21 protein-coding genes are annotated in these 19955 nt (G+C 71.9%); 4 read left to right on the top strand and 17 right to left on the bottom strand.

Features of this window, described 5'->3' with window-relative positions; genetic code table 11:
• Positions 1-12: 12 nt before the first annotated feature.
• The 3 genes from BLT36_RS11940 to BLT36_RS11930 all read right to left on the bottom strand — a co-directional run bounded on the left by BLT36_RS11940 (position 13) and on the right by BLT36_RS11930 (position 3431).
• Entirely contained in the window at positions 13-1383 is a 1371-nt protein-coding gene (locus BLT36_RS11940) for an FAD-dependent oxidoreductase (protein ID WP_092095389.1), read from the bottom strand.
• A gap of 119 nt (positions 1384-1502) precedes the next feature.
• Positions 1503-2582 carry a polyprenyl synthetase family protein gene (locus BLT36_RS11935; protein WP_092095387.1) on the bottom strand — a complete coding sequence of 360 codons (1080 nt, stop codon included), beginning with the start codon at positions 2580-2582 and terminating at the stop codon, positions 1503-1505.
• A gap of 30 nt (positions 2583-2612) precedes the next feature.
• Entirely contained in the window at positions 2613-3431 is an 819-nt protein-coding gene (locus BLT36_RS11930; protein WP_092095386.1) for a demethylmenaquinone methyltransferase, read from the bottom strand.
• 83 nt (positions 3432-3514) lie between these two features.
• Here BLT36_RS11930 and BLT36_RS11925 point away from each other — a divergent pair, with 83 nt between their 5' ends.
• Positions 3515-4774, top strand: coding sequence for an isochorismate synthase (locus BLT36_RS11925; protein WP_092095384.1), 1260 nt, complete (start codon positions 3515-3517; stop codon positions 4772-4774).
• 127 nt (positions 4775-4901) lie between these two features.
• Here BLT36_RS11925 and menD read toward each other — a convergent pair whose 3' ends face one another.
• Both menD and BLT36_RS11915 read right to left on the bottom strand, forming a co-directional pair.
• On the bottom strand, positions 4902-6596 hold the full coding sequence (menD, locus tag BLT36_RS11920; RefSeq protein WP_368086380.1) for a 2-succinyl-5-enolpyruvyl-6-hydroxy-3-cyclohexene-1-carboxylic-acid synthase: 1695 nt from the start codon (positions 6594-6596) through the stop codon (positions 4902-4904).
• Between the two features lie 46 nt (positions 6597-6642).
• The gene (locus BLT36_RS11915) at positions 6643-7041 is read right to left on the bottom strand and encodes a PLD nuclease N-terminal domain-containing protein (protein ID WP_175529622.1); all 399 of its coding nucleotides are present in this window, start codon (positions 7039-7041) and stop codon (positions 6643-6645) included.
• A gap of 64 nt (positions 7042-7105) precedes the next feature.
• On the opposite strand from BLT36_RS11915, the gene BLT36_RS11910 reads away from it, so the two are divergent.
• Entirely contained in the window at positions 7106-7429 is a 324-nt protein-coding gene (locus BLT36_RS11910; protein ID WP_092095383.1) for a DUF4229 domain-containing protein, read from the top strand.
• Between the two features lie 10 nt (positions 7430-7439).
• Here BLT36_RS11910 and BLT36_RS11905 read toward each other — a convergent pair whose 3' ends face one another.
• The 4 genes from BLT36_RS11905 to BLT36_RS11890 are packed head-to-tail and all read right to left on the bottom strand — an operon-like array spanning position 7440 to position 11027.
• The gene (locus tag BLT36_RS11905) at positions 7440-8435 is read right to left on the bottom strand and encodes a 1,4-dihydroxy-2-naphthoate polyprenyltransferase (RefSeq protein ID WP_092095381.1); all 996 of its coding nucleotides are present in this window, start codon (positions 8433-8435) and stop codon (positions 7440-7442) included.
• Positions 8436-8481: 46 nt separating this feature from the next.
• Positions 8482-9621 carry an AMP-binding protein gene (locus BLT36_RS11900; RefSeq protein ID WP_092095380.1) on the bottom strand — a complete coding sequence of 380 codons (1140 nt, stop codon included), beginning with the start codon at positions 9619-9621 and terminating at the stop codon, positions 8482-8484.
• A gap of 16 nt (positions 9622-9637) precedes the next feature.
• Positions 9638-10567 (bottom strand): 1,4-dihydroxy-2-naphthoyl-CoA synthase, encoded by a 930-nt coding sequence (locus tag BLT36_RS11895; protein ID WP_092095378.1) that lies wholly within the window; start codon positions 10565-10567, stop codon positions 9638-9640.
• A 22-nt stretch (positions 10568-10589) separates the two neighbouring features.
• Entirely contained in the window at positions 10590-11027 is a 438-nt protein-coding gene (locus BLT36_RS11890; RefSeq protein WP_139166449.1) for a hypothetical protein, read from the bottom strand.
• 281 nt (positions 11028-11308) lie between these two features.
• Between BLT36_RS11890 and BLT36_RS11885 the strand changes: the two genes are divergently transcribed.
• Entirely contained in the window at positions 11309-12289 is a 981-nt protein-coding gene (locus BLT36_RS11885) for an o-succinylbenzoate synthase (RefSeq protein ID WP_254787593.1), read from the top strand.
• A gap of 244 nt (positions 12290-12533) precedes the next feature.
• Here the strand turns inward: BLT36_RS11885 and ccsB are convergent, their stop codons facing one another.
• The 6 genes from ccsB to BLT36_RS11855 form a co-directional block, all read right to left on the bottom strand.
• Positions 12534-13529 (bottom strand): c-type cytochrome biogenesis protein CcsB, encoded by a 996-nt coding sequence (gene ccsB / locus BLT36_RS11880; protein WP_092095833.1) that lies wholly within the window; start codon positions 13527-13529, stop codon positions 12534-12536.
• A 5-nt stretch (positions 13530-13534) separates the two neighbouring features.
• Positions 13535-15283, bottom strand: coding sequence for a cytochrome c biogenesis protein ResB (locus tag BLT36_RS11875; protein ID WP_092095373.1), 1749 nt, complete (start codon positions 15281-15283; stop codon positions 13535-13537).
• Complete coding sequence (locus BLT36_RS11870) at positions 15267-15965, bottom strand: cytochrome c biogenesis CcdA family protein (RefSeq protein WP_092095831.1); 699 nt, start codon at positions 15963-15965, stop codon at positions 15267-15269. The genes BLT36_RS11875 and BLT36_RS11870 overlap by 17 nt, the downstream gene beginning before the upstream one ends.
• A 45-nt stretch (positions 15966-16010) precedes the next feature.
• Entirely contained in the window at positions 16011-16625 is a 615-nt protein-coding gene (locus tag BLT36_RS11865; RefSeq protein WP_092095372.1) for a TlpA family protein disulfide reductase, read from the bottom strand.
• Positions 16622-17278 carry a histidine phosphatase family protein gene (locus BLT36_RS11860; protein ID WP_092095370.1) on the bottom strand — a complete coding sequence of 219 codons (657 nt, stop codon included), beginning with the start codon at positions 17276-17278 and terminating at the stop codon, positions 16622-16624. Before BLT36_RS11860 ends, BLT36_RS11865 begins: the two co-directional genes overlap by 4 nt.
• 68 nt (positions 17279-17346) lie before the next feature.
• Complete coding sequence (locus tag BLT36_RS11855) at positions 17347-18837, bottom strand: SulP family inorganic anion transporter (protein WP_092095369.1); 1491 nt, start codon at positions 18835-18837, stop codon at positions 17347-17349.
• A gap of 53 nt (positions 18838-18890) precedes the next feature.
• On the opposite strand from BLT36_RS11855, the gene BLT36_RS11850 reads away from it, so the two are divergent.
• Positions 18891-19265: a MerR family transcriptional regulator gene (locus tag BLT36_RS11850; protein WP_092095830.1), complete on the top strand. Its 375-nt coding sequence runs from the start codon at positions 18891-18893 to the stop codon at positions 19263-19265.
• On the opposite strand, the gene BLT36_RS11845 is transcribed toward BLT36_RS11850, so the two are convergent.
• Positions 19242-19463 (bottom strand): hypothetical protein, encoded by a 222-nt coding sequence (locus BLT36_RS11845; RefSeq protein WP_092095367.1) that lies wholly within the window; start codon positions 19461-19463, stop codon positions 19242-19244. The genes BLT36_RS11850 and BLT36_RS11845 overlap by 24 nt on opposite strands.
• Complete coding sequence (locus BLT36_RS11840; protein ID WP_092095366.1) at positions 19460-19801, bottom strand: hypothetical protein; 342 nt, start codon at positions 19799-19801, stop codon at positions 19460-19462. Before BLT36_RS11840 ends, BLT36_RS11845 begins: the two co-directional genes overlap by 4 nt.
• Positions 19802-19955: the final 154 nt, after the last annotated feature.

Raw genomic sequence — 19955 nt, 5'->3', positions numbered from 1 at the left:
ATCGGCTCGGCGTCAGCTCGTGCGCGCGTCCGCGCGACCGAGGGAGACGTCGACCATCTCCTCGCGCGGCACGACCTTGATGCGCTCGCGACCCTCCGCCGCGCCGAGGGCGAGTTCGTGGGCGTCGAGGTTGTGCCAGCCGTCGAGGTCGGTGTACTCGACACCGCGCTCGGCGAGGAGCGCCGGGATCGCGCCCTCGGACGGGTCCTCCGGCGTCCACCAGCTGGCCTGGTCGTTGACGATGTGCTGGACGGTCTCCATCGCGTCGGACTTGGTGTGCCCGATCAGGCCGACCGGTCCGCGCTTGATCCAGCCGGTGGCGTAGACGCCGGGGATCTGCTGGTTGTCGTCGTCGAGGACCTGGCCCTCGTGGTTCGGGATGACGCCGTGGCGCTCGTCGAACGGCACGCCCGGCAGCGGCGACCCGAAGTAGCCGACGGCGCGGTAGGCGGCCTGGATCGGGATCTCGCGGACCTCGCCGGTGCCCTCGACGCCGCCCTGCCCGTTCGGCCGGGTGCGCTCGTACCGGATGGCGGTGAGCGTGCCGTCCTCGCCGACGAACTCGAGGGGCTTCGCGTAGAAGTGCAGGTGCAGGCGACGGCTCGCCTGCCCGGTCTCACGCGTGCGCCACTGCTCGAGCACGCGGTTCATCACCATGATCTGCTTGTTCGTGGCGATGGCGTTCTTCGAGGCCTCGTCGTGGTCGAAGTCCTCGTCGTAGACGATCATGTCGACGTCGCGCAGCTCCCCGAGCTCACGGAGCTCCAGCGGGGTGAACTTCACCTGCGCCGGCCCGCGACGGCCGAACACGTGCACGTCCGTGACCGGTGACGCCTTGAGACCCTCGTACACGTTCGCCGGGATCTCGGTCGGCAGCAGGTCGTCGGCGTGCTTCGCGAGGATGCGGGACACGTCGAGGGCGACGTTGCCGTTGCCGATCACCGCGACGCTCGAGGCGGTGAGTGGCCAGGTGCGCGGGACGTCGGGGTGTCCGTCGAACCAGCTCACGAACTCGGCCGCGCCGTAGGACCCCTCGAGCTCGACACCCGGGACGTCGAGGTCGGCGTCCTTGATCGCCCCCGTCGAGAACACCACGGCGTGGTAGTGCTTCCGGAGGTCGTCGAGGGTGATGTCCTCGCCGAAGCGGACGTTGCCGAACAGCCGGACCACGCCCCGGTCGAGCACGTCGCGCAGCGCGTTGACGATGCCCTTGATGCGCGGGTGGTCGGGCGCGACGCCGTAGCGGACCAGGCCGTACGGGGCCGGGAGCTGTTCGAACAGGTCGATCGACACGTCGTGGCCGTGGGCCTCGCGCAGCAGGATGTCCGCGGCGTAGATACCGGCGGGGCCGGCGCCGACGATGGCGACTCGGAGGGTGGGCACTGATCGTCTCCAGTTTCGTTCGGGTCGGGTGCTCCCGGCGGTCGGTGTCCCGGCGGGGTTGCGGCTGGTCCGGGCGGGGTTCCGGCGGTCCCGGGCGGATCCGGCCGGGACCTGCCGCGTCAGCGGCTTCGTTCGACGACGGACTCGGCGAAGCGGATGAGGGCCCGCTTCACCGTCCCGTCGGGCAGGGGTGCGAGCGCGTCGACCGCCTCGGTCGCCCACCGGACCGCGACGGCCCGGGTGGCGGTGGTGGCCTCGTGCTCGCGGAGCGCGGCCACGGCGGACTGGTACGGCGCGGAGTCCACGACGTCGTCCGGTGCCGCGTTGACGTCGCGCTCGATGCGTTGGAGGAGCGCGACGGCGTCCGGAGCCCCGGTCGCGGCGAGTCGACGGAGCTGCAGCAGCGGCAGCGTGTCGACACCGGCCCGGAGGTCGTTGCCGGCGATCTTGCCGGTCTTGTCCTTCGCCGGCGCGAGGTCGATGACGTCGTCGACGAGCTGGAAGGCCACGCCGACCTTCTCGCCGAAGGTCCCGACGGCGTCGAGGTAGGTGCGGTCGGCTCCTGAGAACATCACACCGGCGCGGGCGGCCGTGGCGATGAGCGAGCCGGTCTTGTCGCTGAGCACCTGGATGTAGTGCTCGACCGGGTCGTCCTCGGGCTGCGGACCCGTGGTCTCGTGCAGCTGACCCATGCAGAGCCGCTGGAAGGTCTCGGCCTGCATCCGGATGCCCTCGGTGCCGAGGTCGGCCGTGATGAGGCTGGCGCGGGCGAAGAGCAGGTCACCGGTCAGGATCGCCACGTTGTTGCCGTAGGTCACGTGCGCTGCCGGGACGCCGCGCCGGACCGGCGCCTCGTCCATCACGTCGTCGTGGTAGAGCGACGCCAAGTGAGTCGTCTCGATGCTCACAGCGGCCTTCACGACCGCGTCCGTCACGCCGTCGCCGAGCTGTGCGATGAGCAGGGTCAGCGTCGGCCGGATGCGCTTGCCGCCCGCCGACAGGAGGTACCGGCTGGTGGTGTCCGCCAGGGTGTCGGTCGAGCGCATGGCTTCTTCGAGGCCCTGCTCGACGAGCTCGAGCCCGTCGTCGACGGCAGCGATGAACCGCCGCTCCGAGGGCGTGGCGAACAGCCGCTCGCCGATGCCCAACGATGCGCGGAGACTCGGTGCGCGACGTGCGACCGGGACGCTCGGGTTCAAGTGCTGCTCCGTGGTTCGGGGGTGGACCGGTCAGCCGGCGGTGGGGTCGACGCTGGGCTGCTCGCCGGTGGGGTCGATGCTCGGCTGCTCGCCGGTGTGCTGGTGCTCGCGACGTGCCTTGGCGCGACGGGCGACCGACTCGCGGACCGTGCCCGCCACGGGCTTCCGGCCGCGGTGCAGCGCCACGATGCCGGCGGTCAGGTTGCGGTAGGCGACCATCGTGAAGCCGACGCCGCGGAGCCACTGGCTGAGCACCTGCTGCTCGGGCCACGCCTCGATCGACTCGGCGAGGTAGCGGTAGGCCGCCGGGTTGCTCGACGACAGCCGGGCGACACCGGGCAGCACCCGCTTGAGGTAGGCGCCGTAGCCGAAGCGCAGGAGCGCGATCGGCGGGGTCGAGAACTCGCAGATGACGACGCGGCCGCCGGGCTTCAGGACGCGGAGCATCTCGCCGAGGGCCTGCATCGGGTCGTTGACGTTGCGGAGCCCGAACGAGATCGACACGGCGTCGAAGGTGTCGTCGTCGAAGGGCAGGTGTTCGGCGTCACCCTCGACGAAGGTGATCTCGGGGTGGCGCTCTCGGCCGACGGCGATCATCCCCGCGGAGAGGTCGAGCGCGGTGACCTCGGCGCCCTTCTTGGCGAAGGCCGCAGCGCTCGTACCGGTGCCCGCGGCGATGTCGAGCACGCGCTCGCCGGGCTGGGGGTCGACCGCGCGGACCGTCGCGACACGCCACAGCGGGGCGTTGCCCGCCGAGAGGATGTCGTTCGTGAGGTCGTACTTCGCGGCGACGTCGTCGAACATGGCCGCCACCTCGTCCGGCCGCTTGTTCAGGTCCGCTCTGCTCACCCACAACATCCTAGAGGTCCCGGCCGAGCGTTCCCCCGAGCGCATCGCAGGTCCGGGCCGAACGCGGCGCGTACGATCGGTCCGTGACCCGAACCACCACGGCGGCCCCGCCGCTGACGGTCTCGACCCGGATCCTCGACGACCCGGGCGCCGTCCTCCGCCACACCCTCCGGGACAACCCGCTCGCCTTCGTGCGGAACGGCGACGGCATCGTCGGGATCGGCGAGGCACTGCGCCTCACCTTCTCCGGACCGGAGCGGATGCGGGACGCCTCGAAGGCCTGGCACGCGCTGGTGCAGGACGCCGTGGTCGACGACCCGGTGCAGCTCCGCGGCACCGGACTCGTGGCGTTCGGCGCCTTCACCTTCGCCGACGACTCCGCCGAGACGAGCGTCCTCGTCGTGCCGCGCGTGGTGATCGGCCGACGCCGCGGCAAGGCCTGGCTCACCGCCGTCGACACCACCCTCGACCCGGCGCCCCTCGCGTTCACCCGCACCTCGGCCCCGGTCCCGCAGGTCGGCGAGCACGTCTCGGTGCGCCTCTCCCCCGGGCGCATCGACGAGGACGCCTACGCCGCGCGCGTCGCCGACGCCGTGCGCCGCATCGCCGCGGGCGACGCCGAGAAGGTCGTCCTCGCCCGCGACCTGGTCGGGCAGCTCCCCGCCGGCGCCGATCGCCGGGCGCTCCTGCTCGACCTCGCCGAGGCCTACCCGCAGTGCGTCACCTTCGCGGTCGACGGGCTCGTCGGGGCCACGCCGGAGACGCTCGCCCGGACCGACGGCACCCGTCTCACCGCGCGGGTCCTGGCCGGCAGTGCGGCCCGGGGCGCCGACGCCGTGTCGGACCGTGCCGCCGCCGAGGCCCTCGCCGCGAGCCGGAAGGACGTCGAGGAGCACGCCTTCGCGATCGACAGCCTGCTCGCAGCGCTCCGGCCGATCGCGTCCGACCTGCGCGCCGATGCCGAGCCCTTCCGACTGCAGCTGCCGAACCTCTGGCACCTCGCCACCGACGTGCAGGCGACGCTGCCGACGGGCACGACCTCGTTGGACGTCGCGGACGCCCTGCACCCGACCGCCGCGGTCGCCGGCACCCCGACCGACGTCGCCGTCCGGCTGGTCGCCGAGCTCGAGGGCGTGGACCGCGGGCGCTACGCCGGGCCGGTCGGCTGGCTCGGTGCCAACGGCGACGGCGAGTGGATGCTCGCGCTGCGCAGTGCCCAGCTGTCCGACGACGGAGCGGTCCGGGCGTGGGCCGGGGCCGGCATCGTCGCCGGGTCGGACCCGGCGCGTGAGGTGGCCGAGACGGCGCTCAAGTTCCGGCCGATCACCGACGCGCTCGCGTAACGCGCGCTCCCCGGCGCGCCGGGGAGCGCGCGAGCACCGACGCGACCGCGGAGCGCTTCCGAGCACCGACGCGACCGCGGAGCGCTTCCGAGCACCCACCCGCTGACGCGGACCGGCGCGCGCCCCGTCAGTCGGCCAGCGGGACCTCGATGACGACCCGCTCGGCGGGGTCCGTCAGTACCCGCTCGAGGTCGCCCCACGTCCCCGCGCGCCGGTACTCCCAGCCGAGACCGGTTACCACGCGCTCGACGTCGACGAACTGCGGCGTCGTCATCATCCGGCGCATGTCCGCCTCGGGCGTGGTCGCCGCGACCTCGAGCCCGCGGAAGATCGCTCCCCCGCCGTCGTTGCCGACGACGACCTGCACGCGGTGCCGTGGTTCCTCGGTCCCGGTGACGAACGCGCCGAGGTCGTGCAGCAGCGTGAGGTCGCCGAGGAGCACCCGGGTGGTGCCGACCGAGGCCGAGGACCGTTCGAGCGCCGCGGCGATGCCGAGGGCGGTGGACACGGTGCCGTCGATCCCGGCGAGCCCGCGGTTCGCGTGCACCCGGATCGCCTTGCCGGCGACGTGCGCGTCGGCGACACGGATGATCTGCGAGGCGCCGAGGACCAGGCGGTCGTGCGGCCACGTCGCGCCCCACACGGCCTCGGCGAGCATGGCGCGGTCGACGGAACGGCGGCGGAGCGCCACTTCGTCGCGGAGGAACTTGTTGCGCTCGGCGCGGTCGTCCGAGCGCTTCGCGTCGAGGTCGGGACCGGCGTCGCCGTCGCCGAGCAGGGCGCGGCTGGTCGCCACCCAGCGGCCGACCCACGCGCGGTGCTCCGGGCGGGTCCGGCCCGTCACGCGGACGTCGGAGACGAAGGTGGTCGCGGCGTCGGGCCTGGAGGCGCGTGCCGGGTCGAAGGGGTCGGCGCCCGGTCCGCGGACCACGATGGTCTCCACGTCGTCCCGCTGCAGGAGCGCGGGGACCTCACGGCTGAGGGTCGGGTGTCCGAGCACGACGGCGCGGCGGACCGCACCGCCGAAAGCCGGGTCGCGGAGCAGCTCGCGGTAGGTCACGACGAGGTTGCGGCCGAAGCGCGCCCCGCTCGACACCTCGGCCACGAGCGGCGCACCGAGCTCCCACGCGATCCGTTCGGCGTCCGCACCGGCGTCGTGCCCGGCGATGACGACCGTCGCGGGTTCGTCGTCCGGCGCGAGGTCGATGACCGGCAGCCCCGAGTGCACCCGGCGGGTGGCGAACGCCAGGTCGACCTCGTCGTCGGGCACCGCGTGCACGTGATCAGCACGGAGGCCGGCGGAGAGCGGTTCGCGGAACGCCACGTTGAGCTGCACCGGACCCGGCTGCCCCTCGTGCCCGGCGGCCGCGGCGACGGCCTGACGGACGAGCGCCCGCACCGTGTCGGTCGTGCTGGCGTCCACGCTGTCGGCGGTCGGCGCCTGCACGTCCCGCACGAACGAGACGGCGGCCGCGAAGATGCCCGGCTGCACGGTGGTCTGGTTGCTGCCGATGCCGCGGAGCTCGTCGGGACGGTCGGCGGTGACGACGATCATCGGGACACCGGAGTGGTGGGCCTCGAGCACGGCGGGGTGCAGGTTCGCGACGGCGGTGCCCGAGGTGGTGACGACCGCGGCGGGCCGGCCGGACTCGACCGCCAGTCCGAGGGCGTAGAAGCCCGCGGTCCGCTCGTCGAGGCGCACGTGCACGCTGATGCCGCCGGCGCGTTCGAGGGCGACCGCGGCGAGGGCCAGGGCCTGCGAGCGGGAGCCCGGGCTGACGACGACGTCGGTCACACCGGCGCGTGCGAGTTCGCCGAACAGGGCGAGGGCGAAGTCGGTGGCCGGGCTGCCGGAGCCGGCGGGGCCGTCAGCGATCGGAGCGGCCGTCGTCGCCGGGCTGGTCGCGGTCGCGTCGTTCCCGGTCGCGTCGGTCGCGTTCGCGGAACTGCTGTTCGAGGTCTCGGAGGGTCTCGTCGTCCTGGTCCTTGTCCGTGCGGTGCTGCTCGGGGCCGTGCGGGCCGCCGAGGAAGTCCGGGTCGTCTTCGGGTCCACGGTACCCGGAGCCACCGCCCGGTTCGGTCGCCGGGGCACGGCCGAGCAGGAACCAGAGGACGGCGCCGAGCACGGGCAGGACGATCACGAGGAGGATCCAGACGCCGCGTCTGAGGGAACGGACACGCTCGCGGGGCATCGTCGCGCAGTCGATCGCCGCGTAGACCGTGAACGCCACGGCGGCCACGACGACGATCAACCACAAGCGGATCATGGCCGGGAGTCTAGGTCGAGAGCCTGTGGGGTCCCTGCAGCCTGCGGTTCCGTAGACTTGCCGGGTGAAAGCGTGGCTCGTGTACACCCTGGCCCGTCTCGGCATCTTCGCCGCGGCGCTGGTCGTCCTGTTCGTGATCGGCCTGCCGTGGTACTGGGCGACGATCGGGGCCGCGCTCATCGGCCTGCTCGTGTCGTACATCGCGCTGCCGAAGCTGCGGTCGAACGTGACCCAGAGCCTGGCGAACCGCCGCGGTGTCCCGGAGCGCGACGCCGACAGCGACTTCGAGGACGACTTCGTCGACGCGGCCGACTCCGACGCCCCCGACGTGCGTCCGGTGTCCGACGCGGACCGCCACGCCGCTCGCCGCGAGCACGACGAGGACTGACGGCCGGAGGCTACGGCTGGATGGCGAGCGTGATGCCGAGCACGACGCCGAACACCAGCGACGCGAACGACGACAGCTGCAGGGCCGTGATGAGTTCGCGCGGCTTCCGCGACGACACCCCGATGGCCAGGGCCGGCAGGGCGAGCAGCAGCGAGAAGTACGTGAAGCCGGTGCGGAAGTAGAGCAGCACGAACCACAGCAGCACCACGTAGGGCAGCAGCAGGAACAAGCCGAACAGCACGCGGGCGACCGGGCGCCCGACGACGACCGCCAGGGTGCGCTTGCCGGCGAGACGGTCCTCGTCGATGTCGCGGATGTTGTTCACCATGAGCACGGCGCAGGCGAAGAAGCCGGCGGCGACCGCTGCAGCCCAGCCGCTCAGGGTGACCTGGTCGATGAGCACGTACTCGGTGCCGAGCACGGCGACGAGGCCGAAGAACACGAACACGAAGACCTCGCCCAGGGCGTTGTACCCGTAGGGCTTCTTGCCGCCGGTGTAGAACCACGCGGCGACGATCGCGGCGGCGCCGACGAGCAGCAGCCACCACAGCTGGGTGAGCACCACGATCACGATGCCGGCCACGGCGGCGAGGCCGAAGAACGTCAGTGCGACGGTGAGCACCGTCCGGGGCTTCGCGAGACCGGCACCGGTGAGACGAGCCGGGCCGACGCGGAACTCGTCGGTGCCGCGGACGCCGTCGGAGTAGTCGTTGCTGTAGTTCACGCCGATCTGCAGGAACAGCGCCACCAGGAGCGCGAGCACCGCGATGAGCGCGTGGCCGTCCTTCGCCAGGAAGCCGCCGAAGTCGCCCGCGAACCCGCTGTCCACGAAGCCGACGGTGGTGCCCATCACCACGGGCACGACGCCGAGCGTCAGGGTGCGGAGCCGGGCGCCGCCGATCCAGTCGCGTGCCGTCGCCCGGCGCTTCGTGCGCTGCGGCGCGGCGGCCTTCGCGGGGTTGCCAGAGCGACCCTTGGACTGCTTCGAGTTCTTCGTTCGTGCCACGACCGACCATCATATTCGCGACGGCACGCGCCGCGGGCGCCCGACCCTATGAAGGTCCTGGTGCACCCAGCGCCTGGATCGCCCGGCGGTCGGGCTTGCCCGACGGGAGCATCGGCAACCGGTCCACGACGACGACGTCGGCCGGGCGGGCGGCACGTCCGAGGGCGGCAGCCACGTGGTCCCGCACCCGGTCGAGGTCGAGCGGCACCGCCGTCACGACGACCGGCACCTCGCCCCACTCCCCCGACGCCCGCCGCGTGACGACCGCCGCGTCCTGTCCGGGGAGCTCGCGGACGAGTCGTTCGACGAGCCCGAGCGGGACCTTCTCACCGCCGGAGATCACGACGTCGTCGAGGCGTCCGAGCACCTGCACGACCCCGTTGGTCACGGTCGCGGCATCGCCCGTGCGGTACCAGCGGAGTCCGTCGTGCTCGACGAACGTGGCGGCCGTGCGCTCGTCGTCACCGAGGTAGCCCTCCGCGAGCATCGGTCCGTCGAGCCACAGCTCCCCGTCCACGACCTCGGTGCGGACGGTGCCGAACGGGACGCCGTCGTACACGCACCCGCCGCTCGTCTCGCTCGCGCCGTACGTGGTGACGACCCGGATCCCCGCCGCACGCGCGCGCTCCCGCAGCGGCGCAGGGGTCGCCTGACCGCCGACGAGCACCGCGTCGAAGCCCGCGAGCGTCGCGGTCGCCCGGGTGTCCTCGAGCACCCGCGCCAGCTGCACCGGGACGAGCGAGGTGTACCGCCGCGGGGCAGCAGGCCCGGTCACCAGCTGCTCGGCCGCATCGGCGAAGGCGCCCGCGTCGAAGTGCCCGGACGGGACGACGACGGGCGACGTCCCCGCGGCGATCGACCGGGTGAGGACGTTGAGGCCCGCGATGTAGTGGGTCGGCAGCGCGAGCACCCACGCGCCGGGGCCGCCGAGCGCTGCGTCCGCCGCGGCGGCACCGGCGAGGAGTGCCTCGGACGAGAGCGCCACCCGCTTGCCGGTCCCGGTGGACCCGCTCGTCTCGACGACCAGGGCGACCCGCTGCGGGACGCTGGCCGGAGCTGGCGTCGGCAGCGCCGGAGCGCCCTCCGCGACGGGGAGCAGCGCGGGGCCGCCCGCGAGTGCTGCCTCCAGGCCGCGGAGCACCGCGATCGGGTCGGACGTACCCAGCGCGACCAGGGGACGGGTCATGCCGCCACCCGACCGGTCAGTAGTGCCACGGGAACGACGTCCACTCGGGGGCCCGCTTCTCGAGGAAGGAGTCACGCCCCTCGACCGCCTCGTCGGTGCCGTAGGCGAGCCGGGTCGCTTCGCCGGCGAAGACCTGCTGGCCGACCATCCCGTCGTCGACCGCGTTGAAGGCGTACTTGAGCATCCGGATCGCCGTGGGCGACTTGCCGAGGATGATCTCGCCCCAGCGGATCGCCTCGCGCTCGAGGTCCTCGTGCGGGACGACGGCGTTCACCGCACCCATCTCGTACGCGCGCTGCGACGAGTACTCCTGCGCGAGGAAGAAGACCTCGCGCGCGAACTTCTGCCCGATCTGCTTCGCGTAGTAGGCGCTGCCGTACCCGCCGTCGAACGAGCCCACGTCGGCGTCGGTCTGCTTGAACCTGCCGTGCTCAGCGCTCGCGATCGTGAGGTCGCAGATCGCGTGCAGCGAGTGCCCACCGCCGGCCGCCCACCCGGGGACGACGGCGATGACGACCTTCGGCATCATCCGGATGAGCCGCTGGACCTCGAGGATGTGCAGCCGGCCCATCGACGCCTGCGCCGCGGCCGGGTCGACCCCCTCCGGCGGAGCGCCCTCGTCACCGACGTACTGGTAGCCGCTCCGCCCGCGGATGCGCTGGTCGCCGCCGGAGCAGAACGCCCAGCCGCCGTCCTTCGGGCTCGGACCGTTGCCGGTGAGCAGGACGACCCCGACGCGCGGGTCCTGGCGCGCGTCGTCGAGTGCCCGGTAGAGCTCGTCGACGGTGCGCGGACGGAAGGCGTTGCGGACCTCGGGACGGTCGAAGGCGACGCGGACGATGCCCGTCGAGACGTGCTTGTGGTACGTGATGTCGGTGAAGTGCTCGGCGACCGGAGCCGCTGTCCAGACGTCGGGATCGAACAGGTCGGAGACGGGAGCAGCCATGCCCCAACGGTACCGCCCGGCGTCAGTTGCCCGTGCTGCTGGTAGCCGAGCCGCCCATGTCGGTCAGGAGCTCCGGCGCGACGATGACGAGCAGCACGATGAGGATCACCGGGTTCGCGAAGAACGCCACGACGACCCCGACCGCCCCGTACCAGCGGCCGAACGAGCCGACGGCGGCGACGAAGCCGAGCACCGCGGCGATCAGGGTCAGGAAGACCACGACGAAGCAGATGCCGAACGCGAAGTCGGTGTCGCCGCCCATGAAGACCGCGAAGGCGCTGGCGTCGACCGCGGCCGAGACGACGGCGAGGCCGAGGGCGATCTTGCCGACGACGGGGTTGCGCTTCTTGCGGCCGGCCTGGTTCTGCTGCCGGACGTCGACCGTGTTCCGCTGCATCAGCCGGGCGAAGTCGTCGGTGTCGCGGCCGGGCGTCCGGGCGGTGGCGGGAGCACCGGTCACCGGTCGGACCGGAGCCGCGCTCCGGGCGGTCGTCGGTGCGGTGGGGCGCTGGACGGGAGTGGCGGACGGGCGGTTCGTGCCAGGGGTCGACGGTCGCTTCGCGGCGGGCGTCGACGGACGCTGCGACGCGCGCTGCTGCGGATCCGGCGCCACCGAGCCTCCCTCGTTCGATCCTCACCCTGCTGCCGACCGAGGCCGACCGGTGCATGCTAATGCCCTGCCCTGGCGGTCCCCTCCGAGGAACCGTGAGGTGGGCTGGACGCCGCTGGCAGGATGAACCCGTGCTCCCCGACCTCGCCGAACTCCTCGCCGACGCGCACGTGGTCGCCCTCCCGATGCGGGTACGGTTCCGCGGCATCACCACCCGCGAGGCACTCGTCCTCCGGGGCCCTGCGGGCTGGACCGAGTTCTCGCCGTTCGTCGAGTACGACGACGCCGAGTCCGCAGCCTGGCTCCGCGCGGCGATCGACTTCGGGTGGACGTCGCACGAGCCCGCCGCGGACTCCGTGCCGGTGAACGCCACCGTGCCCGCCGTCGCGCCCAACGCCGTCGCCGCACTCCTCGCGCGCTACCCCGGCTGTACGACCGCCAAGGTGAAGGTCGCCGAACCCGGCACCACGATCGACGACGACGTCGCGCGGGTCGCCGAAGTCCGCCGCGTGATGGGCGACGACGCCGCCGTCCGCATCGACGCCAACGGGCTGTGGACCGTCGACCAGGCGACCGAGGCACTCCGGCGGCTCGCACCGTTCGGGCTGCAGTACGCCGAGCAGCCCTGCCGGACCGTGCCGGAGCTCGCCGCACTGCGGGAGCGCATCGCGGGGCTCGGCGTCCCGATCGCCGCCGACGAGAGCGTCCGGAAGGCCTCCGACCCGCTGGCCGTCGCCCGGGCCGGAGCGGCGGACGTGCTCGTCGTGAAGGCGCAGCCCCTCGGCGGCATCACCGCCGCACGGGCGATCGTCGCCGGGACGGGACTGCCGTGCGTCGTCTCCAGTGCGCTCGACACCTCGGTCGGACTCGGGATGGGGGCGTTCCTCGCCGCCGCCGCGATGTCGCCCGGGTACGCGGCCGGGCTCGGGACGGCCGCGATGTTCACGTCCGACGTCTCCGCCGACCCGCTCCTGCCGGTGGACGGTCGGGTACCGGTGCGGCGGGCGTCGGTGTCGCGGGAGCTCCTCGAGCAGAACGCGGCCGCGCCGGAGCGCACGGCGTGGTGGCGTGCCCGGCTGGAGCGCGTGCACGCGCTGCTCGCCGCGGGCTGAGCGCGCGACGGTGCGCAACGCGCCGCTCGCGTTCGTCGAGCTGACGAAATTCGTCACGCTGGCACGCCGAGAGCGGCACGTCCTGCTCGCTCAGTGACACGCCCACGGCACGTCGTGACCGGTCGTCGACAGCGGCGGACGGCAGGACGACTCGACTACAGGACGGACTGGAGGCGCGGTGCCAGCTGGCACCGCGCCTCCAGGACGTCCGTGGTCGCGTCAGTGACGCGCGCGCGTCACCGCGTCACAGACCCGAGTAGCTGTGCAGGCCCTTGAAGAAGACGTTCACGACGGAGAAGTTGAACATCACCGCGGCGAAGCCGATGAGCGCCAGCCACGAGGACCGTGCCCCGCGCCAGCCGCGCGTCGCACGCGCGTGGATGTACCCGGCGTAGACGACCCAGATGATGAAGGTCCAAACCTCCTTCGTGTCCCAGCCCCAGTAGCGGCCCCAGGCCCGCTCGGCCCAGATCGCACCGGCGATGAGCGTGAAGGTCCAGAGGACGAAGCCGACGAGGAGGACACGGTAGGTCAGGACCTCGAGCCGGTCGGCGTCGGGCAGCGTCTCCATGAACCGGATCTTGTTCGAGGTGGTCCGGCCCTGGCGGTAGGTCTGCACCAGCTGCGCCACGGCGAGCCCAGCGCCGAGGGCGAAGAACCCGGTGCCCGAGATCGCGACGAACACGTGGATGACGAGCCAGTACGACTCGAGCGCGGGGACGAGCGGACGCACCGGGACGTAGTAGTTCACCGTGGCGATGCCGAGCAGGATGATCGTCAGACCGGTGATGAACACCCCGAGGAACTTGAGGTTCTGCCAGAGCTGCACGAGCAGGAAGATCAGGATGATCAGCGCCGTGCCGGTCAGGGAGAACTCGAACATGTTGCCCCACGGCACACGGTCGGCCGCGATCCCGCGGAGGACCACCGAGCCGACGTGCAGCACGAGCGCCAGGATCGTCATCGCCATGCCGACCCGCTCGAAGCGGGTGCCACGGCGGGACGAGCCGTCGCCGTCGGAGGACTGCGCGACGCGCTCCAGGACGACCGTGCCGCCTTGGACGGTCGCGACGGTCTTCTGCTCGGCGGCGGCCTTCGGTGCCCCGGCGCCCGAGGCGGCCGCGGCGACCTCGCCGGAGCGCTTCGCCATGTCGAGGGCGAACGTGATGAACGCGACGACGTAGACCGCCATCGCGGAGTACGTCAGCACGACCGAGTAGGTCGCGAGGTTCGTGGTCATGTCGTTCACTGGGGCATCCTAACTCCGAGGTCCGACGTGTGGCGCTGGGCGATGTCCGCCACGGCTCGTTCCAGGTTCGGGTCCTCGCCGCGCGCGAGGCCCGCGTACTCGAGGTCGTACTCCCCCGGGCCGGTCGCGTCGGGCGTCCCGTCCGGACCGGTGGCCACCGCCGTGCGCGGAACGACCTTCACCCACACGCGTCGGCGCGGGACGAAGAGCGAGGTGAGCAGGCCCAGGACGGACAGCACGGCGAAGCCGGCGACCCACGCCTGCGACGGGTCGTGGTGCACGTCGAGCGACACGTACCGCTTCACACCGTCGAAGGTGATCGACCCGGCACCGTTCGGCAGGGTCTTCGTCTGCCCGGGCTTCAGCTCGATGCTCGCCGCGTCGGACTGGCGGCCGGCGATCTGCTTGAGGCCCGACGTGTCGAGCGTGTAGACGCTCTGCGGCACACCGTCGTCGAGGCCGAGGTCGCCGGTGTAGACCTGCAGCGTCAGGAGCGGGTTCTGCGAGTCCGGGTAGGCGCTGGTGAACGCGCCGGTCGACAGCTTCGAGGCCGTCGGGTAGAAGAACCCGACCATGCCGAGCTGGTCCGGCACGGCGTCCGGCACCTTGATGACGCCGGTCGAGGTGTAGTTCGAGTCCTCCGGCAGGAACGGCACGACGTCCTTGAACGCCACGTCGCCCTTGCCGTCGCGCACCGTCACGCCCATGGCGTAGCCGTTGCCGAGCAGGTACACGTTCGTGCCGCCGACGCTGAGCGGGTCGTTGACGCCGAGGCGGCTGGTCTTCGCCTCGCCGCCCTTCTCCCTGCTGGTCACCGTGGCGGAGTAGTCGAGGGCCTGGCCGAGGGCGTCGAGGTTCCGCTCCTCGTACTTCGTTACGAACTTGTCGAGCGTCAGGTTGTAGCCCTTCAGGTCGGTCTGCTGGAACCAGCGACCCGGGTTGAACGAGTCGTACGAACCGAGCACGTTCGAGAAGGTCTGTCCCTCCACCAGGAGCCGCTGTCCGGTGTAGCCGAACCCGCCGCCGACGCCGACGGCGAGCAGCACGCCGACGAGGGCCGCGTGGAACACCAGGTTGCCGGTCTCGCGCAGGTAGCCGCGCTCCGCGCTCACCGAGTCGCCGAACCGCTCGACGCGGTAGCCGGAGCGCTTCAGGATCGCCATCGCGCGCGTCACGGCGTGCTCGACGGACGGGAGGCCCGTGGCCGCGTTCGTCCCACCCGCTGCGGTGGTGACCGTGTCCGGGTTCACGGCGACGCTGCGGTAGCCCGCCAGACGCGTCAGGCGCGCGGGCGTCTTCGGCGGACGGGTGCGGAGGGCCTGCCAGTGGTGTTTCGTGCGGGGCACGATGCAGCCGATCAGGGAGACGAAGAGGAGCAGGTAGATCGCGGAGAACCACACCGAGGTGTAGGTGTCGAAGACCTGCAGCTTGTCGAGGACCGGGAAGAGCTGCGGGTGGTCCGCCTTGTACTGCACGACGCCGTTCGGGTCCGCCGTGCGCTGGGGCACGAGGGAGCCGGGGATCGCCGCGAGGGCGAGCAGCATGAGGAGGAAGAGCGCCGTCCGCATGCTCGTGAGCTGTCGCCAGAAGAACCGGACGTACCCGATCAGGCCGAGCTTCGGCTGGTTGACCTCGCTGCCGCCGTCGGCCGGTCCAGCACCGTCGACGTGGTCGGAGGGCCGCATCGGGTCGGACGCGGTGCCGTTCTCGATCCGGCTGTCGTCGGTCTCAGACTGCCGGGACATAGCTCTGGATCACCGCCCCGACGCTCGACATGACGGCCGACCAGATTCCGGTGACCATGAGCAGACCGATGACGATCAGGATCGCTCCTCCGATGATGTTGACGGTGCGCATGTGGCGCTTCACGGCACGGATCGCTCCCGTGGCCCAACCGGCGCCGAGCGCGACGAGCACGAACGGGATGCCGAGGCCGAGGCAGTACGCGACCCCGAGCCACATGCCCTGCCAGGCGCTGCCCGACTGCACGCTGAGCAGGTTGATCGCGGCGAGGGTCGGGCCGAGGCACGGGGTCCAGCCGAGGCCGAACACGATGCCGAGGAGCGGGGCGCCGACCAGCCCGGTCGCAGGGGTCCACGCCGGCTTGATGGTGCGCTGCAGGAACGTGAACCGGCCGACGAACACGAGGCCCATCGCGATGACCACCACGCCGAGGATCTGCGTGATGAGGTCGCGCCAACGGACGAGCCAGAAGCCGAGCGCGCCGAAGACCGTCGTGTAGGCCACGAACACGGCCGTGAACCCGAGGATGAACAGCAGCACCCCGAGCACCACGCGGCCGCGGCGCTGCCCGCCCTCGGCGACGCCGCCGACGTAGCCGAGGTAGCCCGGCACGAGGGGCAGCACGCACGGGGACAGGAACGACACGAGCCCGGCGAGGGCCGCGACGGGGAGCGCCACGGCCATCTGTCCGCTGAGGATCGCGTCGGCGAAGGGGTTGCTGGACACGGGTCAGGACGCCTTGCCCGACAACTCGTCGGCGACGAGGGTGTTCAGGATGCCGGGGCCGTCGACGGCTCCGAGGACGCGCGCGGCGACCCGGCCCTTCTTGTCGAGGACGATCGTCGCGGGGACGGCGTTCGGGGCGATCTGCCCGGACAGCGCGAGCTGCATCGTGCCGGACTTCGCGTCGAGCACCGTCGGGTAGTCGACCCCGAACCGGCGCTCGAACGCCGCGGCCGTGGCCTGCTCGTCGCGGACGTTGACGCCGACGAACGCGACGTCCTTGCCGGCGAACTGGTCGTGCACCTTGTTGAGGTACTTCGCCTCGGCACGGCACGGCGGGCAGCCCGCGTACCAGAAGTTCAGGACGACGACCTTGCCGCGGAGGTCCTTCGCCGAGATCGTGTCGCCGTCGGTGTCCTTCGCCGTGAAGTCGACCGCGTCCGTGCGCTTGTCGGTGGCGACCTCGGTCACCGCTCCGTCGCCGGAGATGTAGTTCTGCGTGGTCCCGTTGCCGTACTGCTTCGACAGGGAGTCGTTGTCGGACGAGCAGCCGGTGAGGACCAGGGCCGCGGCGAGCGCGGTCGCCGCGATCGTCGCGAGTCGCTTGGTGGTGGTCCTCATACTGCTCCTTCGTCGACTGCGGTCGCGCGGAGTGCCTGCGCGGGGTCCGCGTACCCGACCTCGGTGAACCGGCCGGACGAGGTGGCGGGTACACGCTCGACGGTCGTGATGCTGGAGAGGTCGCAGCGGCGCTTCCTCGGGTCGTGCCAGAGGGACTCGCCCGCGAGCCGACGGTGCACCATCCAGATCGGGAGCTGGTGACTGACGAGGACGACGTCGCCCTCGTCCACGCTCTCCCAAGCGGTGCCGATCGCGGCGAGCATCCGGTTCGCGATGGACTCGTACGCCTCGCCCCAGCTGGGCCGGAACGGGTTCGCGATCCACGGCCACTCCGCCGGGCGTCCGAGCGAGCGCTTCGTGAAGCCCGGGGGCTGTCCCTCGTAGCGGTTCGTCGGCTCGATGAGTCGTTCGTCGAGGGCCAGGTCGAGTCCGAACGCCTCGGCCCAGGGCGCGGCGGACTCCTGCGTGCGCTGCAGCGGGGAGGCCACGATGCGACGGACGTCCACCCCGGCGTCCTTCCACGCGGTCGCCGACGCGAGAGCCATCCGCTTGCCGAGGTCGCTCAGGCCGAAGCCCGGCAGCCGCCCGTAGAGCACACGGTCCGGGTTGTGCACCTCGCCGTGACGGACGAGGTGGATTCGGGTCGCGGGCATGGGTTCCAGTGTAGGTCGCCCAGCTGTTCCCACCGCCCGCACAGCTGATTCACCGGATGCGGAACCGCTCAGCCGAGCTCGCCCGACAGCCGCCCGTGCAACGCCGTCGACCCGGTGTTGAGGTGCACGACCTCGACCGTGGAGCCGTGCTTCGCGAACCGCTGCTCGACACCGTCGAGGGCGGCGACCGTGCTCGCGTCGAACACGTGCGCGTCGGACATGTCGATGACGACGTGCTCCGGGTCCTCGGCGTAGGAGAACCGCGTGACCAGGTCGTTCGAGGAGGCGAAGAACAGCGCCCCGCGGACCCGGTAGCGGACCGTGTGCTCGTCCACCGGTTCGCGGACGACGGTCACCACGTGCGCCGCTCGTCGAGCGAAGACGAGTGCTGCGACGACGACCCCGACCAGGACCCCGGTAGCGAGGTTGTCCGTCGCCACGACGACCACGACCGTGATCACCATCACCGCGGTCTCGCCGAGCGGCATCCGGCGGAGGGTGCGGGGACGGATGCTGTGCCAGTCGAAGGTCGCGACGCACACCATGATCATCACCGCCGTCAGCGCGGCCATCGGGATCTCCGCGACGAGGTCGTGCAGCACGATCGTCAGCACGAGGACCGAGGCGCCCGCCACGAAGGTGGAGACACGGGTCCGAGCCCCGGCCGTCTTCACGTTGATGACCGTCTGGCCGATCATCGCGCAGCCGCCGGTGCCGCCGAAGAACGCGGAGGCGACGTTCGCGATGCCCTGCCCCCAGGACTCCCGCCACTTGCTCGAGCCGGTCTCGGTGATCGAGTCGACGAGCTGTGCGGTGAGCAGGGTCTCGATGAGCCCGACGACCGCGACGCCGAACGCGTACGGCGCGATGATCTGCAGCGTCTCGAAGCTGATCGGCGTGGTGATGCCGTTGAACCCCGGCAGCGCTGTCGGCAGGGCCCCTTCGTCGCCGACCGTCGGGACGGCGACACCGAACAGGAGCGTGATCGCGGTGATGACGACGACGGCGATGAGCGGCGCCGGGATCGCCTTCGTGAGGAAGGGGAAGCCGACGATGATCGCGACGCCGAGCGCGGTCAGCGGCCAGACGCTCACCGGCACGTCGCCGCCGAGGAGGTTCGGCAGCTGCGCGGTGAAGATCAGGATGGCGAGGGCGTTCACGAAGGCGACGTTGACGCTCCGCGGGATGAACCGCATCAGCCGGGCGACCCCGAGGAACCCGAGGACGATCTGGATCGCCCCGCCGAGGACGACCGTCGGCACGAGGTACGCGATCCCGTGGTCGCGCACGAGCGGGGCGATGACGAGTGCGACGGAGCCCGCGGCGGCGGAGATCATCGCCGGACGACCCCCGACGATCGAGATCACCACCGCGATGACGACGCTCGAGAAGAGCCCGACGGCGGGGTCGACACCCGCGACGACGGAGAACGAGATCGCCTCGGGGATGAGGGCCAGCGCGGTGACGATGCCGGCCAGGACCTCTCGCGTGAGGAGGCGCGGCGAGCGCAGGGCACTGAGGACGCTCGGCGCTGTGGGAGCGTGCGTGATCGCGGTCATCGGCAGGAACTCTACCCTGACGTGAGGGTAGAGTTCGGCACGTGAGCACCACGATGCACATCGGTGAGCTGGCCGATCGCGCCGGGATGTCCCTCCGGACGATCCGGCACTACGACGAGGTCGGGCTGCTCGTACCGAGCGGCCGGACCACCGGCGGGTTCCGGGTCTACACGGAACAGGACCTCGAGCGCCTGCTGGTGATCCGTCGGATGAAGCCGCTCGGGTTCACCCTCGAGGAGATGGCCGAGCTGCTCCGCGTCGTCGACGGCCTCGCTGCGGCGCAGCCCGCGGACGAGGCCGCGCTCGCCGCCCGGCTCGACGAGTTCTTGGCCGATGCCCGGGCACGCCACGCGAAGCTCGTCGAACGCGCCGGTATGGCCGAGGAGTTCATCGGCACGCTCGGGTCACTCCGCGCCTCGCTCCCCTGATCCCCCGCTCCCCGTCGTCCCCGCCCGCTCTGCCTGGAGCTCGCGCGTGCGCTCGTCGACGTACGCGCGCCATGCGGCGGCACGGACCTTCGCCCGTGCCCACATCGCGTCGAGTTCCGCATCGCTCAGCGAACGCGGCTCATTCCGGTCCAGCCACTGCACGATGCGCGTCCGTGCACGCCCGATCACCGTGGTCATCGTCTCCTCCTGTCGTCACCGAGCAGTTCCTTCATGACCCTTGCACTCGCTTCCTCGCCACGCGGAACTCTCTGTATGTCGCACATCGCGGCTGCGAGCGCGTACCCGAGCTCGTTTCGCCCGACGTCGTCCCCGGACACGAGTTCGAACACAACGGTCGCCCGCGCCCAGTACCGATCGCGCTCCTCCCTCGCGACGTCCCGCCGCCACCGCAGCACCGCCCACACACCCCCGACGAACGCCGCCAGCAAGGCGACGCACGCTGCCCCCAACGCCGCGACCACCGTCGCCACCGCCGCAGGCGGCCAGGCCGCGAGCCCCTCAACCCCTGCCGTCATGCGGGGCCTCCCTCCAGCTCGCGACCCGGCCACGTCGACGACGCTACGGACCACGCCGGGCCGACACGTGCCTCCAGGCCGACCCGTGGAGAACGGCGGACGGAACCCGCCCTGTGGAGGACCGAGCCAGCACCCGCGGAGGCGGACCGGTAGA

Origin of the sequence: Curtobacterium sp. UNCCL20, assembly GCF_900101675.1 — a bacterium.
Classification (GTDB): Bacteria; Actinomycetota; Actinomycetes; order Actinomycetales; family Microbacteriaceae; genus Curtobacterium.
The sequence above is the reverse complement of the archived record's forward strand: the minus strand, read 5'-3'. Positions and strand labels throughout refer to the sequence as shown.